Here is a 14,558-nt window from a genome sequence, read left to right on the forward strand (position 1 = left end):
TTTATTCACTTTCGCCTATAGGTTGTCGATATTTTTTTAGCGCGGTGACTTTCAGAGCGTCCGTTCCATGTTCCGCAACCGCCGAAACCCACGCATTGAACTCCTCATCACTCAGCCCATAACGCTTTTTGGCATCCGAAAGCGTGATCAGGCCGTAAATCACGCCCCGAACGACAATCGCCTTGCGCGAGGCGACCCAGCGGGTCGTGTCCTTGGGCGGCAAGTCTGCGCGCGATAAAACCGTTCCATCCGGCAGGGTTACCGACCTTGGTCCTTCTACTTTGTGCAAATACATCTCTCGGTCCTCTTCGTGCTGCGACAAAGCTGACACCAGCCTACTTAATGCAGAGTGAAACCGCCCCTTGAGAGTGTGTAGAATTTTCCTATATTCTGCCGGTCTTTCTTAACCCGCACTGGAATCGTCATGGCACTCGATACCGAGACACCGCTGAACTCGCTTGGCTTTGCCAAACCCCCGTCGGAAACGAGGGTGGTTGTGGCCATGTCCGGTGGCGTTGACAGTTCTGTTGTCGCTGCCCATCTGGCCGATGAAGGCTATGACGTGGTAGGCGTGACGCTGCAGCTGTACGATCACGGTGCGGCACTGGCCAAGAAAGGTGCCTGCTGCGCTGGGATCGACATTCACGACGCGCGTCGCGTGGCCGAGGAACGCGGGTTCCCGCACTACGTTCTGGACTATGAGAACATCTTCAAGGACGCGGTGATCGACGAGTTTGCCGACAGCTATCTGGCGGGTGCGACCCCGGTTCCCTGCATTCGCTGTAACGAACGGGTGAAATTCAAGGACCTACTGGAGACCGCCAAGGATCTCGAGGCCGACTGCATGGCCACCGGTCACTATATCCAGCGCAAGATGGGTCCCAATGGCCCGGAACTGCACAGCGCCGAGGATGCGAACCGGGATCAGTCCTATTTCCTGTTCTCGACCACTCCTGAACAGCTGGACTTCCTGCGTTTCCCTCTGGGGCACCTGCCCTCGAAGGACGCAACCCGCGAGATGGCGGCGCAGTATGGGCTAGCCGTGGCGGACAAGCCGGACAGTCAGGACATCTGTTTCGTTCCCGACGGCAACTATGCCAGCGTGATCGAGAAGCTGCGCCCCGGAGCCGCTGAACCGGGTGAGATCGTGCACTCCGATGGCCGCGTACTGGCGCAGCACAACGGCGTCATCCACTACACGATTGGACAGCGACGCGGTCTGGGCATCGGCGGACTGAGTGAGCCGCTTTATGTGGTCAAGCTGGACGTAGACAATAAGCAGGTGGTCGTCGGTCCAAAGGAGATGCTGGCCACCCGCACCATTCCCGTGCGCGAGATCAACTGGTTGGGCGATGAACCGTTTACGTCTCAAAAGGAATGGCACGTCTCGGTCAAAGTCCGCTCAACCCGACCGCCGCGCGAGGCGATCATTCGCCCTCTGTCCGACACCACTGCCGAGGTCGAACTGCTGACGCCCGAGGAAGGCGTTTCCCCGGGTCAGGCCTGCGTGTTCTATGCCTCGGAAGCCAGTCGCATCTTTGGCGGTGGCTGGATCTGGCGCGGTTACTAAACCGCGTCGGTCCACGAGTTGCTGAGGATGTAAAGCCCGGCGCAGATCATCACATAAGGCACCAAACGCTCCAACCGCCACGCCAAAGCGCCGCTCATGAACGGCGCTTTTGATCCCATCAAAGCGACCGTAGCCAAGCTGGCCGCAGCAAGTGCTGCACCGATTACGCCAGCGGTTCGGAAACTGGGGGCCGAATCCGCCAAAAGCGGCGCCAGAACCGCGAACGTGTCCATCGACAGACTGATGAACAGCAGCGTGACCATGATGACCGACGCGCCGGTTTCCAGATTGGGATTTGACCTGGCATCTTTTCCGCTTTTCCTCCGGATCAGAGCCAGAATGCCAAGGCTCAGCGGGATCACCCCCAGATAGCCGGCCCAGTGCGGCACCACATCTTCGACCCCCAACGCCAACAACAGCGCCGCACCGATCACGATCGCCTGCGCCATCAGAAAGCCAAAGATCGAACGCTTTGCCCCCGAAACCAGCGTCAGCGCCAGCAGCGCCGCAAGATTGTCCAGATTGGTCAGGATCTGGGCCAAAAAGGCGGACAGACCAAAAAGCGCTAAGTCAAGCATCATGCGTCCATCCGGGACAGAACTGCCTTGGCGGCTCTCAAGCCGGGTGCTTCGCCACCACGTCCAAGCCGCTCCATCGTTGTTAACATGGCTTCGCGTTGCACATCCGGCGCGTCCGAAACCTGTTTCAACGCGGCTGCAATATTCTCGGGCTGGCAATCATCCAGAAGGCATTCAGGAACTGTTCGAGTTTCCGACACGAGATTGACCAGCGTTACGGTATCCAGATTGACCATGCGCTTAGCGATCAGGGTCGTCAGCCAGTTGAGGTTATAGGCAATCACCATCGGCGTCGCCTGCGCGGCCAGTTCCAGCGAAACAGTACCCGAAGCCGCCAGCGCCAGTTCAGATGCTGCAAAGGCGGCCCGCTTCCGAGCGACCGCCTGATCTGAGGGCATATTGCGTGGATCGACAACCACCGGATCTCCGGACCAGCTTTGCACGTGCTGCGCAACGGTATCCACCATATGCGCCACAGCCGGCACCACAACCCGCACGTCCGGCCGATCTAGCAGGTAGAGTTTCAACGCCTCACCAAAAACCGGGGCCAAACGCTCGATTTCTCCTCCGCGCGATCCCGGCAGCGCCAGCAGGATCGGCGCGTCGCCGAGGCCATATGCGGCTCGGAATTCCCGGATATCGTCGTCATTCGCCACCGGCTCGCTGGCTACCGGATGGCCAACGAAGTCGCATTCCATGCCCACGCGCTCCATATAGGGTGGCTCGAAGGGCAGCAGCGCCAGAACGTGATCAATCACCTTGGCCATCTTGTCCGCCCGGCCGGGGCGCCACGCCCAAACACTGGGGGCGACGTAATGGACAGTCCGGATATCGCTCTGGGCCTTGACGATCTTGGCTACACGCAGCGAGAAATCGGGGCTGTCGATGGTGATCAACACATCGGGCTGCGTGTCCAGAACCGCCTGTGCAGTCTCGGCAATCCGGCGTTTGAGATGGAAGAACTTGGGCAGAACCTCGACTAGCCCCATCACCGAAAGCTCGGCCATCGGGAAGCGGCTTTCCAGGCCCTGCGCCTGCATCAAGGGGCCGCCAACGCCGTCGAACTGTACGTCGGGGACCAGACTGCGCAGCCCCTCCATCAGCGCACCGCCCAAACGGTCGCCCGAAGGTTCTCCGGCGACCACAAACACCCGCATTAGCTGGCCCGCTCGCGCACGTAGAGGAACAGGCCAAGGCGGTTGCACTCGTCGATGACACGGTCCTGCTGCAGGACGATCACACCACCCTTTTCGATGACGATCCCGGTCAGTCCTGCCGCAACGGCAGAAGACACCGTGCCCGGACCAATCGTTGGCAAATCGGCGCGACGATCCTGATCGGGTTTCGGGGCTTTGAACAGAACTCCGCCTCCCGCATCGGGTCGTTGGGTCAAAGACTGCAACATCCAGTCTGTGCCAAAGATGCTTTCGACCGCCAGTGCCTGCCCTTTGGACACAGCGCAGGCCTGCCCGATATCCGCCGCCCCCATGGCCCGAAGGATACCCGCAGCCCGATCGGCATCGGCCAGATCAGACTCCGAAGGTTGAACTTCGGTCAGACACCCAAGCTGCGGCAGCAATGTGGGTGCAATCTCATGCGCCGCACGAACGGTCAGCCCGGATTCTTCGAAAATGCCGATCACAGCGCGCAGGGCGCTGTCATCGCCGGACATGAGCGCCTTTTGCAGCACCGGCACCAGCGGCATCGTCGCCGCGTCGATGCGGGATGGATCAATAGGCGGGCGCCGAACGGCACCTGCCATGCAGATCTCGGTGACGTCACGCGCCTTCAGATCCGCGATGAAACTGCCAAGCTGTTCCAGCGGAAACACGATTTCCGCAGTCAGGGTGTCGGGTGTGAACCCCTCCATCGCACAGATCACCGGACGATCTGAAAGATGCTCTACGACTTCGCCTGGCAACGCGCCCGTTCCAGCAATCAGCGCCAGCATCGGTTTACTTCCTCGGTGTCAGGAAAGAGCGATCCGATTGTCCGGTCACGAAATCCACGATCCGCTGAACGTATTCGCTCTCGTTGTCGGTGCCGACACGGTGAGCCCGCTCCATGAACGTACCATCGCCTTCGGACAGTTCCCGGAACGCCGCGCGCAAAGCCGAAATATCCTCGCGGGAAACGCCCTTGCGTTTCAGACCAACCAGGTTCAGACCATCCAATTCGCCACGCGGAGCCTGCACCAGGCCATAAGGGATCACGTCATTCGGAACCATGGTCAGCGCACCGATGATTGCGCCGCGACCCACACGAACCCATTGGTGCAGGCCCGAAATACCACCGACGATCACGTCGTCTTCAATGACGCAATGCCCTGCGGCACCGGCATGGTTCACCATGATGACCCGATTGCCGATCTGCACATCATGCGCCACATGAACACCGGCCATCAGCAGACAATCGTCGCCGATCCGGGTGACACCACCACCACCTTCGGTGCCGGTATTGACTGTCACATGCTCGCGAATGCGGTTGCGCTTGCCGATCTCCAGCCGCGTATCTTCACCGCCGAATTTCAGGTCCTGCGGAATCTCTCCGATCACCGAGAAATTGAAGATCACGGTTTCGTCGCCGATCGCCGTGTCTCCGGTCACTACAACGTGGGATTTCAGCTCAACCCGGTCGCCCAGCTTGACTTGCGCGCCGACGTAGCAAAACGGCCCGACGATACAACCCTCACCGATCTGCGCGCCGTCTTCGATAATTGCGCTTGGGTGGATGCCGCTCATGTTGTTTTTTCCATGTCCCAATCGACATAGGCCGAGAATTCGGCCTCGGCCGCAACCTCGCCTTCAACGGTCGCTTTGCCGCTGAACTTGAAGATCTTGCCACCTTTCTTGCCGCGCACGGTTTCCACGTGCATCTCAAGCACGTCACCCGGGATCACTTTGCGGCGGAATTTGCACTTGTCGATATTCATGAAGTAGATCAGCAACTCGCTGTCGATTACATCCATGCCCACACCCAGCATCACGCCCGCAGTTTGCGCCATCGCCTCGACAATGGTCACGCCCGGCATGATCGGAGTGCCCGGGAAATGGCCCTGAAAATGGGGTTCGTTCATGGTGACGTTCTTGATACCAACGGCCGATTGATAGCCCGAGATATCAACCACCTTGTCGACCAGCAGAAACGGATAGCGATGCGGCAATATCCGCTGAATCAGCTGAATGTCGGCGCTTTTGGTTTCCGTGCTCATAGTGTCGTTGTCCCGTTCTGGATATCTGTTTGCGGCGTGGTAGCAATACCGCGCCGTAAGGGCAAGCAAACCTATTCGCTGGCCTCGTTTTCAAGGGTGCTGCCATCGCCGATCACCGCGTCGATCCGTGCAATCGCCGCTTCGGTGATGTCGGTGCGGTCCGAACTGAGGAAGACACTGGATCGTTCAATAATGATCGACGCCCCGGATTCGCGCAGCAGATCTATCAGAACCGGTTGCACCAGCTCAAAGAACCTCTGCCGGGCCTCTTCGCTGCGGCGCGCCAATGCGTCCAGCTTGGCGCGCTGTCCTTCGCGGTGGGATTGGACCTTTTCATCAAACGCGTCGGCCAGCGGGCGGAATTCATCCGCTGTCATGGTCGTGCGCTGTTCTGTCAAAAGCTTTTCTTCCCGGCTCAGTTCGGCCACGATCCGTTCGTTTTCCTCGCCCAGCAGGATACCTTCGGCCTCGATCTCACGCAGGATACGCTGACCAAAGGCCGAGTCAGAAAACAACCGCTCGCTGGACAGGGTAACAACGCTGCTCTGGGGTACGCCCAGTTGCTGCGCCACGGCCGGGGCTACGCAGGCAAAGGTCAGAAAAACACACAGGGCCCGTAAAGGGCCCTGCAGTTTGATGAACACACGTATCAACATGCAGGATCAGAACCGAGCCTGAACCGTCAGGTCAAAATTCTGTTCCTTGTCGAAATCCTCTTTCTTCAACGCCTGCGAGAAGTTGAAACGCAGCGGGCCGAATGGCGTTTCCCACAGAACCGAGACACCGATCACGTGACGGATCGAACCATCTGCGCCAACAATACTCGCGCCGGTCGTGTTGACATCGTCGATATTGTAGAGGTTGCCGAAATCATAGAACACGCCGCCGCGCAGACCCAGTTCCTCGGGAAGCCCAAGCGGGAAGTCTGATTCCAGGCGCGCAACCCAATAATAGTTGCCCCCGATTGCGTCATCCTGACCGTTCGACAGGTCACGTGGGCCGATACCGGCCGGTTCGAACCCGCGGAAGGTGCTCGGGCCAAGGACAAAGCGATCCAGGGTACGGCTGAAGTCATTGCCGCGCCAGTGCAGAGCTCCCACTTCGACGGATGCGCGCAGAACGACCTCTTCGTTCCAAACACGGGTTTGGGCGATACCACGGGCGGTGGTTTTGTAGAACTCATTGTCCCCGCCAAGTCCGGCCGCATCAATACCGGCTTCGAACAGAACACCCGCGTTCGGGTTCAGGCCGCCCAGACGGCTGTCGTACACATAGGACACGCCCAACGAGCTGGTCGTACGCTCGCCTTGAGCGATTTCCGACGAAATGACTGCGCCGTTGATCTCGTCATCCTGCTGGGTCATCTCGCTGTTTTCCCAGCCATAGCGCAACCGCAGCGAGGACAGCTCACCAATGGCGTAGCTCAGCTGAGGACGGAAGAACAAAGTCTCGGTGTCATAGCTGGCAAAGCTCGAGTTGGTCGACGAAAGGCCCAGCCCCAGATCGAAGCGCAATTTGCGTCCCAGAAGATAGGGTTCCGTGAAGTCCAGCGTGTACTGTTCGGCATCCTGTGCGGTCGACAAGGTCAGACCAACCGTTTGCCCACGTCCCAGGAAGTTGGTTTCCCGCAGACCGATCGCGATCCCGAAACCATCAGAGACCGAGTAGCTACCACCCAGGCTCAGCGAGCCAGTCGGTTGCTCTTCGACGTCAACGTCCACGATTACCTGGCTGGGTGAGGACCCTTCACGCGGCTCGACATCGGCCACTGCGAAGAACCCCAGCGCACGAATGCGCTCGGCAGCCTGGCGAATCTCACGCGGATTGAAGGGGTCGCCTTCAACCGTATCGAACTGACGACGGATCACTCGGTCCAGCGTCGTTGTGTTGCCTTCGATATCGATCCGCTCAACAAAGATACGCGGTCCGCGAGTGAGGACGAACTGAACATCAAGCGTCAGATCACGCGCGTTCCGGGTCACGCGGGGTTCCACCCGCAGGAAATCGACACCCTGCCGGATCCCCAAACGCTCCATCCGGGCAATCGAGTTTTCGACCAAAGACGGCGTATAGGTCACACCCGGCTTGATCTTGAGTGCAGCCTGATACGGAGCCGGGTCCACACCCGGAATCTCGCTGACCGTGCTGATTTGTCCGAACGAGAATTTCTGACCTTCGGTGATGTTCATCACCAGGAAAAAGGCGTCCCGTTCACGGGTAAATTCAACATTCGCGCTGTTGATACGGAAGTCTACATAGCCCCGGGACAGGTAGAAATCCCGAATGACCTGTTTATCGAACTCGATCCGGTCGGCGATAAAGGTATCTCCGCTCAGGAAAGTCCGAAGAACCGTCGCCTGCTTGGTTTCCAGAACCCGGCGCAGCCGGCGATCGGAAAAGGCGCGGTTGCCGACAAAGCTGACGCGTTCAACTTCGATCGTGGTGCCTTCGGCGACTTCGAAAACCAGGTCGACCCGGTTGTCGCTGCGGCGAATGATGCGCGGAATGACCGTGGCGGATACACGCCCCTGGGCCGAGTAGATCTCGGCAATCAGATCCGCATCGGATTCCGCAACCTGAGGTGTGAAGACGCGACGCGGCTGCGAGGTGATCGCCTCGAGCAAAACATCGTCTTTGACCCGCTGGTTGCCCTCGATGCTGATCTGGTTGATCGTCGGATATTCCTCAACTTCGATCACTAGCGTGCTACCGCGCGGTGTTAGTTCGACCGTCTCAAAAACACCACTGTCAAGCAAACGCTGATAGGCATCGTTTAATTCACCGGCGGTCACAGACTGGCCCGGTTCAATGCCCGTGCGCGCGATGATGGTCGAGGTTTCGATGCGCCGGTTGCCCTCGACATCGAACGAATTGATGACAAAGTTCTGCGCCCATGCGGCCTTCGGAAACGGCCCAAAACCCATCAATGTTATAAGGAAAATAACCGCTAGGGACCGCCACAAAATCTTGTTTTCTGGCTTTTGCCCCCCGCAGGATGTGCCCACGCGTCGCCAATCAGTCATACTTTCACTACCCGATTTTTTTTGGACTTTATAGCTGAGTAGCGAGATTATTAATTCTTGTCAAAAGACCAAAAAAGAAAGCGGCCGCTTGGGCCGCCTCGTGTGGTTTTCACAACAGGTTCCGAGAATCACATCGTGATCAGATAGGCCCATCCGCCCATCGCTACAGCGGTGGCACCGAAAAACAGCAGCATGTCCCAGTTCAACACGAACAGGTACCCAACACTTTCAGCGGATTTAAGCAGAGCCTTTGACATCACAACCTCTGACACGGTTTCTATTTCGTCAGAAAGCTTACGCCTGAATTGGGGCTTAATTGCGGCATTTCCATGTAGTGTGCGCCACAATCAGCAGAACAGATCGTTCGTTACTGAAAAGATCATCAATCCAAGGATCAGGGATACCCCGACCCCCATCAGAACCCGCAGAACGCCATCGCTGGGCGGTTTGCCTGCAACGGCCTCGTAGGCGTAGAAAACCAGGTGGCCGCCATCCAGCGCGGGTATCGGAAACAGGTTCAGCAATCCCACCGCGGTCGACAGAACCGCGATAAAGAATATGAAGTTCTGCGCCCCCTGGCTGGCCATTGCACCCGAGGTTTCGGCAATTCCGATGGGGCCGGACATGTTGCAGGTGCTGATCGCACCGGTGATCATGTGCCAGACGCCCGAAAGCGACCCGTCGATGATGCGCCAGGTTTGCTGCACACCTCCGGACAGCGATGCCAAAAGACCTGCCGGTTCCGTCGCAGGCTCCAGAGCCATGCCGCCGACAATTCCGATACGCCAATGGGTCACAAATCCGCCTTCGGGTTGCGGCTCGTCAGTGCGACGTGGGGCCAGCGCGAATTCAAGTTCAGCCCCATCGCGCCAGACATTCAGCAGTAGAACTTTTCCGTCCGAACCTTCCACATGTTCCTTGAGCTGCTCGAACGCAAAGACCGACTCTCCGTTGATCGCCGTGATGACGTCGCCGGATTTCAGGTCGATATCCATGGCGGCACTGCGCGGGGCAACCTGCTGAATAAGTGGCGGGAACAGCCAGGGGCCGGACACATCCATCGTCTGCCCGTCGCGGATCACCGTGTAATCCAGTGCGGGCTCAACCGGCAGAGCATCGGTGAAATCGGACCAGGCCCCCTGCTCATCGAAATCCGGCACCGGAACGCCTGCAATGGCGACGATTTCATCACCATCCTGCAATTGTTGTTCCGTCCCCGGCAGAGGGTACAGCTTGCCAACGGTCAAAGGTTCCCGGGTCACACCCTGAGAAAAGAAGATCAGGCCAAACACCAGGATGGACATCACAAAGTTGAAAGCCGGACCAGCAGCAACCGTAGCCGCCCGCGCCCATAACGGCGCGCCATGCATGGTGCGGCGCAGCTCTTCAGGGCTTTGCTCGGTGATCTCCTGCATCGCCTCTTCGTCCTTGCCGGAAGCGGCGTTTGAATCACCCAAAAACTTCACATATCCGCCAAATGGCAGCGCGGCGATCTGCCAGCGAGTGCCGCGCTTGTCGACACGGCTCCACAACACCGGACCGAAACCGATCGAAAACACCTCGGCATGGATACCGGACCACCGACCGACGATATAATGGCCGTATTCATGCACCGCGACGATGACGGACAGCGCGATGACAAAGGCAAAGATGGTATACAGCAGGTTGCCGAATTGAGGGATCAGAGAGAGTAGGTCCAAGTTTTTATCCTGCTGACTGGATGGCGGCCTCATCGGCCCACTTACGTGCCAGATGGTCCGTTTCCAGCACGTTATCAAGGTCTAATGCGGCATCAAGAAGGCCGTCTGCAGCCTCGAATCTGTTCAGAACGGTTTCAACAATATCAGCCATCTCAAGAAAGCCGACACGACGCGCGATAAAGTGATCCAGCGCGCGTTCCTTGGCGGCGTTGAAAACCGCACCGGACAGGCCGCCCCGTTGCATCACGTTTCGGGCAAGGCGCAAGGCCGGATAACGCGCCTCATCCGGTTCCTGAAAGCGCAACTGTCCCAGTTTGGCGAGGTTCAGACGTTCAACCGGAAGATCGCGCCGTTCAGGCCAATGCAAGGCATAACCGATCGCGTGGCGCATGTCGGGCGCGCCCATATGGGCCATGACTGCCCCGTCGTTGAACCCGACCAGCGAATGTACGATGGATTCAGGATGAACAAGCACTTCGATCTGATTGGGCGTGACTCCAAAGAATTCTTTGGTTTCAATCAACTCCAGCGCCTTGTTGAACATCGACGCGCTGTCGATGGTGATGCGCTGCCCCATATTCCAATTCGGATGGTTCGAAGCCTGTTCGACCGTGGCGCTGGCCAGATCGCTCAGCGGCCAGTCGCGGAATGCGCCACCGCTGGCGGTGATGATGATCCGCTCGACGGCGTCCATGTCCTCACCGACCAGAGCCTGAAACACCGCCGAATGTTCACTGTCCACCGGCAAAAGGCGCGCATTGTGCGTTTTCGCGGTTTCCAGCACCAGCGCCCCGGCGCAGACCAGCGTTTCCTTGTTGGCCAGCGCCAGCGTCGCGCCTTGTTTCAAAGCCTCAAGCCCCGGAGGCAAGCCGGCTGCCCCAACAATGGCGGACATGACCCAATCGACCGGCCGCGCCGCGGCCTCGGTCAAGGCCTCCTGCCCCGCCGCAGCCTCGACACCGCTGCCGGACAATGCGACGCGCAAATCCTCGAGCCGATCCTCATGCGCGGTCACGGCCACATCGGCCTTCAGTCGGCGCGCATCTTCGGCCAGCTTTTCGATATTCGCCCCACCGGTCAGCGTCACAACATCATAGGCTGATGGGTTCCGGTCGATCAGATCAATGGTGTTCTGCCCGATTGAGCCGGTCGCGCCAAAAATCGAGACTTTCCGCATCACATGCCCCCGGGGGAATAAATCAGGCCTGCAATCAGAACAAACAGGGCCGCGCCCATCATGCCATCGAAACGGTCCAAAAAGCCCCCATGGCCCGGGATCAGATTCGAGCTGTCCTTCACGCCAAACTTCCGCTTGGTCGCGCTTTCGACGATGTCCCCGGCCTGACTGGCCATCGACGCCAGTACCGAGATCACGACAAACATGAAACCGAACCCGGCATGGATGGCGAAAATACCACCAACGATAGCCGCTGCTGTCCAACCACCCGCAGTGCCAGACCATGTTTTCTTGGGGCTGACCTTGGGCCAGAATTTCGGTCCACCAATTGTTTTACCGACGAAATACCCGGCCACATCCGTTGCAACCACGACCGAGATCAGCCAGACCATCCAGCCGAACCCCATATTCTCGCGGATCGAGATGAAGCCTAGCCCGGATGCTGCAATCCAGATGGCAAACAGCGCATAAGTTGTCTTGGACTTACTGATCTGCCCTGCCCCAACCAAGGCCGGAGCAATCAGAACCGGCAGTTTGTAAAGCGGTGGCAGATGATAGCTGAGCAGAACCGCAACCCCGGTCAGAATGCCAAGCTGCACGGCTGTCCCGGTTTTGTCCGGATCGATCATCCGCACCAGTTCCCAGGTCATCAGACCACAGGCAATACCGATGAAGGCTTCAAACCACAGACCGCCAAGCCAGACCTCGATCGAGCCGACAAGGACCAGCACAGCGGCCGAAAGAACCCGCGCGGTCAGGTCAGACCATCGGCCGTCACTCATGCCGGAACTGCCCCGAAACGACGTTCTCGGGACCCAAAGTTGCGGCACAGCCGCTCCAACTCGGCAGCTGTGAAATCGGGCCACAGCGTGTCGATGAATTCATATTCGGAATAGGCCGACTGCCACAGCAGAAAGTTTGAAATCCGCGCCTCTCCACTGGTTCGGATGACCAGATCCGGATCGGGAAGAACGCGCGTATCCAGATACTTGGGCAGGGTTTCCTCATCCACATCTTCCGGGCGCAGACGCCCCTCGGCCACATCCCGCGCCAGACGTTTGGTGGCGCGTGCGACCTCATCTCGCCCGCCATAGTTCAGGGCAACCGTCAGATGAACCAGATCGTTGTTCTTGGTTTCCTCTTCCAGCGTATCCATCAATTCGGTCAGCTTCTTATCGAGCCGCACTCGGTCCCCGATAAAGCGGACCCGAATCCCGTTTTTCTTCAGGGTTCGGGTCTCTTTGATGATGTAGCGCCGGAACAGGCTCATCAGCCCGGCCACCTCGGCCTGCGTGCGCTTCCAGTTCTCGGTCGAAAAGGCAAAGACCGTCAGGTATTTGATCCCAAGCCCCGGGCAGGCCTCGACCACTTCGCGCACCCGCCGTGCCCCGGCGTGGTGCCCGAACAGCCGTGGCCGACCACGCGCCTGCGCCCAGCGACCGTTTCCGTCCATGATAATAGCGACATGGCGCGGCCCGTGCGCGGGCTCAGTATGTGGGGCGTTGAGCATATCCCGGTCTCAGACCTGCATGATCTCGGCCTGCTTGGTCTCAAGCGCGGCATCAACAGATTTGATCATCTCGTCGGTCAGATCCTGCACTTCGGCTTCCCAGAACTTTTGATCGTCCTCGGACATGCCGTCCGCCTTGGCCTTCTTGATTTGATCCATCCCATCGCGGCGGACGTTGCGGATCGAAACCCGGGCGTGCTCGGCGTATTGACCGGCGACCTTGCCCAGCTCGCGGCGGCGTTCTTCGTTCAGCTCCGGAATCGGCAGCATGATGATGGTGCCGTTTAGCTGAGGGTTGATCCCCAAGCCACTTTCTCGAATGGCTTTTTCGACCTTGCCGACCAAACCTTTGTCCCAGACGTTGACGGTAACCATGCGCGGCTCGGGCACGTTGACCGTTCCCACCTGATTGATCGGCGTCATCGAGCCATAGGCATCGACCATGACCGGTTCCAGCATCGAGGCCGAAGCCCGCCCGGTCCGAAGTGACGCGAATTCGGTTCTGAGGTTGGACATGGCGCCTTCCATGCGCCGTTTCAGATCATCGGTATCCAGTACAAAATCGTCAGACATGCTGCTCACTCCCCGTCTTCAGGTGCTGTTTGCATGGCTCATAAGCCATCGCAGGTGGGATGTATAGCAATGATGATGTGGAAATGCGCCAATGACCAGAGGTGTTTCCGGCATTTTTGGGGAGTTTCAAAGACAAAAAGACCGATCGGCACGCGGGTCGACCGGTCTTGATGTTAGTCTTGCCGATCAGGCGTTTACGTCTACGACGACGCGACCCTGGACCTGACCTTTCAGGATATCTGCGCCCAATTGCGGCAGATCGCCCAAGGTTGCGGGGTGCACCATCGCTTCCAGCTTGTCCATGGGCAGGTCCGTTGCAACGCGCTGCCAGGCACGCACACGGTTTTCATAGGGCTGCATCACGCTGTCGATACCCAACAGATTGACCCCGCGCAGCAGGAACGGAATCACCGTTGCTGGCAAAGCAGCGCCGCCAGCCAAACCGACTGCGGCGACCGAGGCACCATATTTCATCTGACCCAGCACGCGCGCCAGCATCTCGCCGCCGACCGCATCGACACAACCGGCCCAGGTCTCGCTTTCCAGCGGGCGTTTGGTGGTCTCGTTCAGCTCCTCACGCGGAACAATGGTGGTCGCGCCCAAAGATTTCAGGTAATCGCTGGTTTCTGGGCGCCCGGTGACGGCTGCAACGTCGAAACCCAGATTGGCCAGAATGGCTGTTGCCACCGAGCCCACTCCGCCTGCGGCTCCGGTCACCAGAACCGGGCCGTGGCCGGTTTTCATGCCATGATCTTCCAGCGCCATCACCGCCAGCATCGCCGTAAAACCGGCCGTGCCCACGGCCATTGCCTGCCGCGCATCCAAACCTTCCGGCAAAGGCACCAGCCAATCCGCCAGAGCGTTTGCTTTTTGTGAATAACCGCCCCAGTGGGCCTCACCCACCCGCCAGCCGGTCAGAACCACCTTGTCGCCGGGCTTATAGCGGTCGTCCGAAGATGCCTCGACAGTACCGGCATAGTCGACCCCCGGCACATGCGGGTAAGAACGTACCAATCCGCCGCCTTTGGGCGACGTGCACAAACCATCCTTGTAATTCACTGTCGAGTACTCGACGGCGACCGTGACCTCACCATTAGGCAGGTCATCCATCGAAAGCTGTTTCACCGACGGGCTGGCCAGTCCGCTTTCCTCGTCCTTTTCCATGACCAATGCGTTGAACATCTTATTTCCTTTCGTTTTTCCTAGGCCAGATCGC

16 protein-coding genes are annotated in these 14,558 nt (G+C 58.8%); 1 reads left to right on the forward strand and 15 read right to left on the reverse strand.

Annotated elements, in window-relative coordinates; all coding sequences use genetic code 11:
* Position 1: 1 nt before the first annotated feature.
* The gene (gene sciP, locus ACR0KW_RS01205) at positions 2-295 is read right to left on the reverse strand and encodes a CtrA inhibitor SciP (protein ID WP_480803380.1); all 294 of its coding nucleotides are present in this window, start codon (positions 293-295) and stop codon (positions 2-4) included.
* Positions 296-424: 129 nt separating this feature from the next.
* On the opposite strand from sciP, the gene mnmA reads away from it, so the two are divergent.
* The gene (mnmA, locus tag ACR0KW_RS01210; RefSeq protein ID WP_480803381.1) at positions 425-1,570 is read left to right on the forward strand and encodes a tRNA 2-thiouridine(34) synthase MnmA; all 1,146 of its coding nucleotides are present in this window, start codon (positions 425-427) and stop codon (positions 1,568-1,570) included.
* On the opposite strand, the gene ACR0KW_RS01215 is transcribed toward mnmA, so the two are convergent.
* From ACR0KW_RS01215 to acuI, 14 genes are all read right to left on the reverse strand, one after another.
* The gene (locus ACR0KW_RS01215; RefSeq protein WP_480803382.1) at positions 1,567-2,151 is read right to left on the reverse strand and encodes a cadmium resistance transporter; all 585 of its coding nucleotides are present in this window, start codon (positions 2,149-2,151) and stop codon (positions 1,567-1,569) included. The genes mnmA and ACR0KW_RS01215 overlap by 4 nt on opposite strands.
* Positions 2,148-3,305: a lipid-A-disaccharide synthase gene (lpxB, locus tag ACR0KW_RS01220; protein ID WP_480803383.1), complete on the reverse strand. Its 1,158-nt coding sequence runs from the start codon at positions 3,303-3,305 to the stop codon at positions 2,148-2,150. Before lpxB ends, ACR0KW_RS01215 begins: the two co-directional genes overlap by 4 nt.
* Complete coding sequence (locus tag ACR0KW_RS01225) at positions 3,305-4,099, reverse strand: LpxI family protein (RefSeq protein ID WP_480803384.1); 795 nt, start codon at positions 4,097-4,099, stop codon at positions 3,305-3,307. Before ACR0KW_RS01225 ends, lpxB begins: the two co-directional genes overlap by 1 nt.
* A gap of 4 nt (positions 4,100-4,103) precedes the next feature.
* Positions 4,104-4,889 (reverse strand): acyl-ACP--UDP-N-acetylglucosamine O-acyltransferase, encoded by a 786-nt coding sequence (gene lpxA, locus ACR0KW_RS01230; protein WP_480803385.1) that lies wholly within the window; start codon positions 4,887-4,889, stop codon positions 4,104-4,106.
* Positions 4,886-5,359, reverse strand: a complete 474-nt coding sequence (fabZ, locus tag ACR0KW_RS01235; RefSeq protein ID WP_170324861.1) for a 3-hydroxyacyl-ACP dehydratase FabZ — start codon at positions 5,357-5,359, stop codon at positions 4,886-4,888. Before fabZ ends, lpxA begins: the two co-directional genes overlap by 4 nt.
* A 71-nt stretch (positions 5,360-5,430) precedes the next feature.
* Positions 5,431-6,015 carry an OmpH/Skp family outer membrane protein gene (locus ACR0KW_RS01240; RefSeq protein ID WP_480803386.1) on the reverse strand — a complete coding sequence of 195 codons (585 nt, stop codon included), beginning with the start codon at positions 6,013-6,015 and terminating at the stop codon, positions 5,431-5,433.
* A gap of 6 nt (positions 6,016-6,021) precedes the next feature.
* Positions 6,022-8,382, reverse strand: coding sequence for an outer membrane protein assembly factor BamA (bamA, locus tag ACR0KW_RS01245; RefSeq protein ID WP_480803387.1), 2,361 nt, complete (start codon positions 8,380-8,382; stop codon positions 6,022-6,024).
* A gap of 128 nt (positions 8,383-8,510) precedes the next feature.
* Positions 8,511-8,639 carry a hypothetical protein gene (locus ACR0KW_RS01250; RefSeq protein ID WP_480803388.1) on the reverse strand — a complete coding sequence of 43 codons (129 nt, stop codon included), beginning with the start codon at positions 8,637-8,639 and terminating at the stop codon, positions 8,511-8,513.
* A 90-nt stretch (positions 8,640-8,729) separates the two neighbouring features.
* Positions 8,730-10,082 (reverse strand): RIP metalloprotease RseP, encoded by a 1,353-nt coding sequence (gene rseP, locus ACR0KW_RS01255; RefSeq protein WP_480803389.1) that lies wholly within the window; start codon positions 10,080-10,082, stop codon positions 8,730-8,732.
* A gap of 4 nt (positions 10,083-10,086) precedes the next feature.
* Positions 10,087-11,259 (reverse strand): 1-deoxy-D-xylulose-5-phosphate reductoisomerase, encoded by a 1,173-nt coding sequence (gene dxr, locus ACR0KW_RS01260; RefSeq protein ID WP_480803390.1) that lies wholly within the window; start codon positions 11,257-11,259, stop codon positions 10,087-10,089.
* Entirely contained in the window at positions 11,259-12,041 is a 783-nt protein-coding gene (locus ACR0KW_RS01265; RefSeq protein WP_480803391.1) for a phosphatidate cytidylyltransferase, read from the reverse strand. The genes dxr and ACR0KW_RS01265 overlap by 1 nt, the downstream gene beginning before the upstream one ends.
* The gene (locus tag ACR0KW_RS01270; RefSeq protein WP_480803392.1) at positions 12,038-12,769 is read right to left on the reverse strand and encodes an isoprenyl transferase; all 732 of its coding nucleotides are present in this window, start codon (positions 12,767-12,769) and stop codon (positions 12,038-12,040) included. The genes ACR0KW_RS01265 and ACR0KW_RS01270 overlap by 4 nt, the downstream gene beginning before the upstream one ends.
* A 9-nt stretch (positions 12,770-12,778) precedes the next feature.
* Complete coding sequence (gene frr / locus ACR0KW_RS01275; protein ID WP_480803393.1) at positions 12,779-13,342, reverse strand: ribosome recycling factor; 564 nt, start codon at positions 13,340-13,342, stop codon at positions 12,779-12,781.
* Between the two features lie 186 nt (positions 13,343-13,528).
* The gene (gene acuI, locus ACR0KW_RS01280; protein WP_480803394.1) at positions 13,529-14,524 is read right to left on the reverse strand and encodes an acryloyl-CoA reductase; all 996 of its coding nucleotides are present in this window, start codon (positions 14,522-14,524) and stop codon (positions 13,529-13,531) included.
* Between the last annotated feature and the right edge of the window lie 34 nt (positions 14,525-14,558).

The organism is Ruegeria sp. CG11 (assembly GCF_056537245.1).

Excerpts from the sequence above, each read along its gene's own strand:
- sciP (WP_480803380.1), bottom strand. The coding sequence starts at position 295 with ATGTATTTGCACAAAGTAGAAGGACCAAGGTCGGTAACCCTGCCGGAT.
- mnmA (WP_480803381.1), top strand. The coding sequence starts at position 425 with ATGGCACTCGATACCGAGACACCGCTGAACTCGCTTGGCTTTGCCAAA.
- ACR0KW_RS01215 (WP_480803382.1), bottom strand. The coding sequence starts at position 2,151 with ATGATGCTTGACTTAGCGCTTTTTGGTCTGTCCGCCTTTTTGGCCCAG.
- lpxB (WP_480803383.1), bottom strand. The coding sequence starts at position 3,305 with ATGCGGGTGTTTGTGGTCGCCGGAGAACCTTCGGGCGACCGTTTGGGC.
- ACR0KW_RS01225 (WP_480803384.1), bottom strand. The coding sequence starts at position 4,099 with ATGCTGGCGCTGATTGCTGGAACGGGCGCGTTGCCAGGCGAAGTCGTA.
- lpxA (WP_480803385.1), bottom strand. The coding sequence starts at position 4,889 with ATGAGCGGCATCCACCCAAGCGCAATTATCGAAGACGGCGCGCAGATC.
- fabZ (WP_170324861.1), bottom strand. The coding sequence starts at position 5,359 with ATGAGCACGGAAACCAAAAGCGCCGACATTCAGCTGATTCAGCGGATA.
- ACR0KW_RS01240 (WP_480803386.1), bottom strand. The coding sequence starts at position 6,015 with ATGTTGATACGTGTGTTCATCAAACTGCAGGGCCCTTTACGGGCCCTG.
- bamA (WP_480803387.1), bottom strand. The coding sequence starts at position 8,382 with ATGACTGATTGGCGACGCGTGGGCACATCCTGCGGGGGGCAAAAGCCA.
- ACR0KW_RS01250 (WP_480803388.1), bottom strand. The coding sequence starts at position 8,639 with ATGTCAAAGGCTCTGCTTAAATCCGCTGAAAGTGTTGGGTACCTGTTC.
- dxr (WP_480803390.1), bottom strand. The coding sequence starts at position 11,259 with ATGCGGAAAGTCTCGATTTTTGGCGCGACCGGCTCAATCGGGCAGAAC.
- ACR0KW_RS01265 (WP_480803391.1), bottom strand. The coding sequence starts at position 12,041 with ATGAGTGACGGCCGATGGTCTGACCTGACCGCGCGGGTTCTTTCGGCC.
- ACR0KW_RS01270 (WP_480803392.1), bottom strand. The coding sequence starts at position 12,769 with ATGCTCAACGCCCCACATACTGAGCCCGCGCACGGGCCGCGCCATGTC.
- frr (WP_480803393.1), bottom strand. The coding sequence starts at position 13,342 with ATGTCTGACGATTTTGTACTGGATACCGATGATCTGAAACGGCGCATG.
- acuI (WP_480803394.1), bottom strand. The coding sequence starts at position 14,524 with ATGTTCAACGCATTGGTCATGGAAAAGGACGAGGAAAGCGGACTGGCC.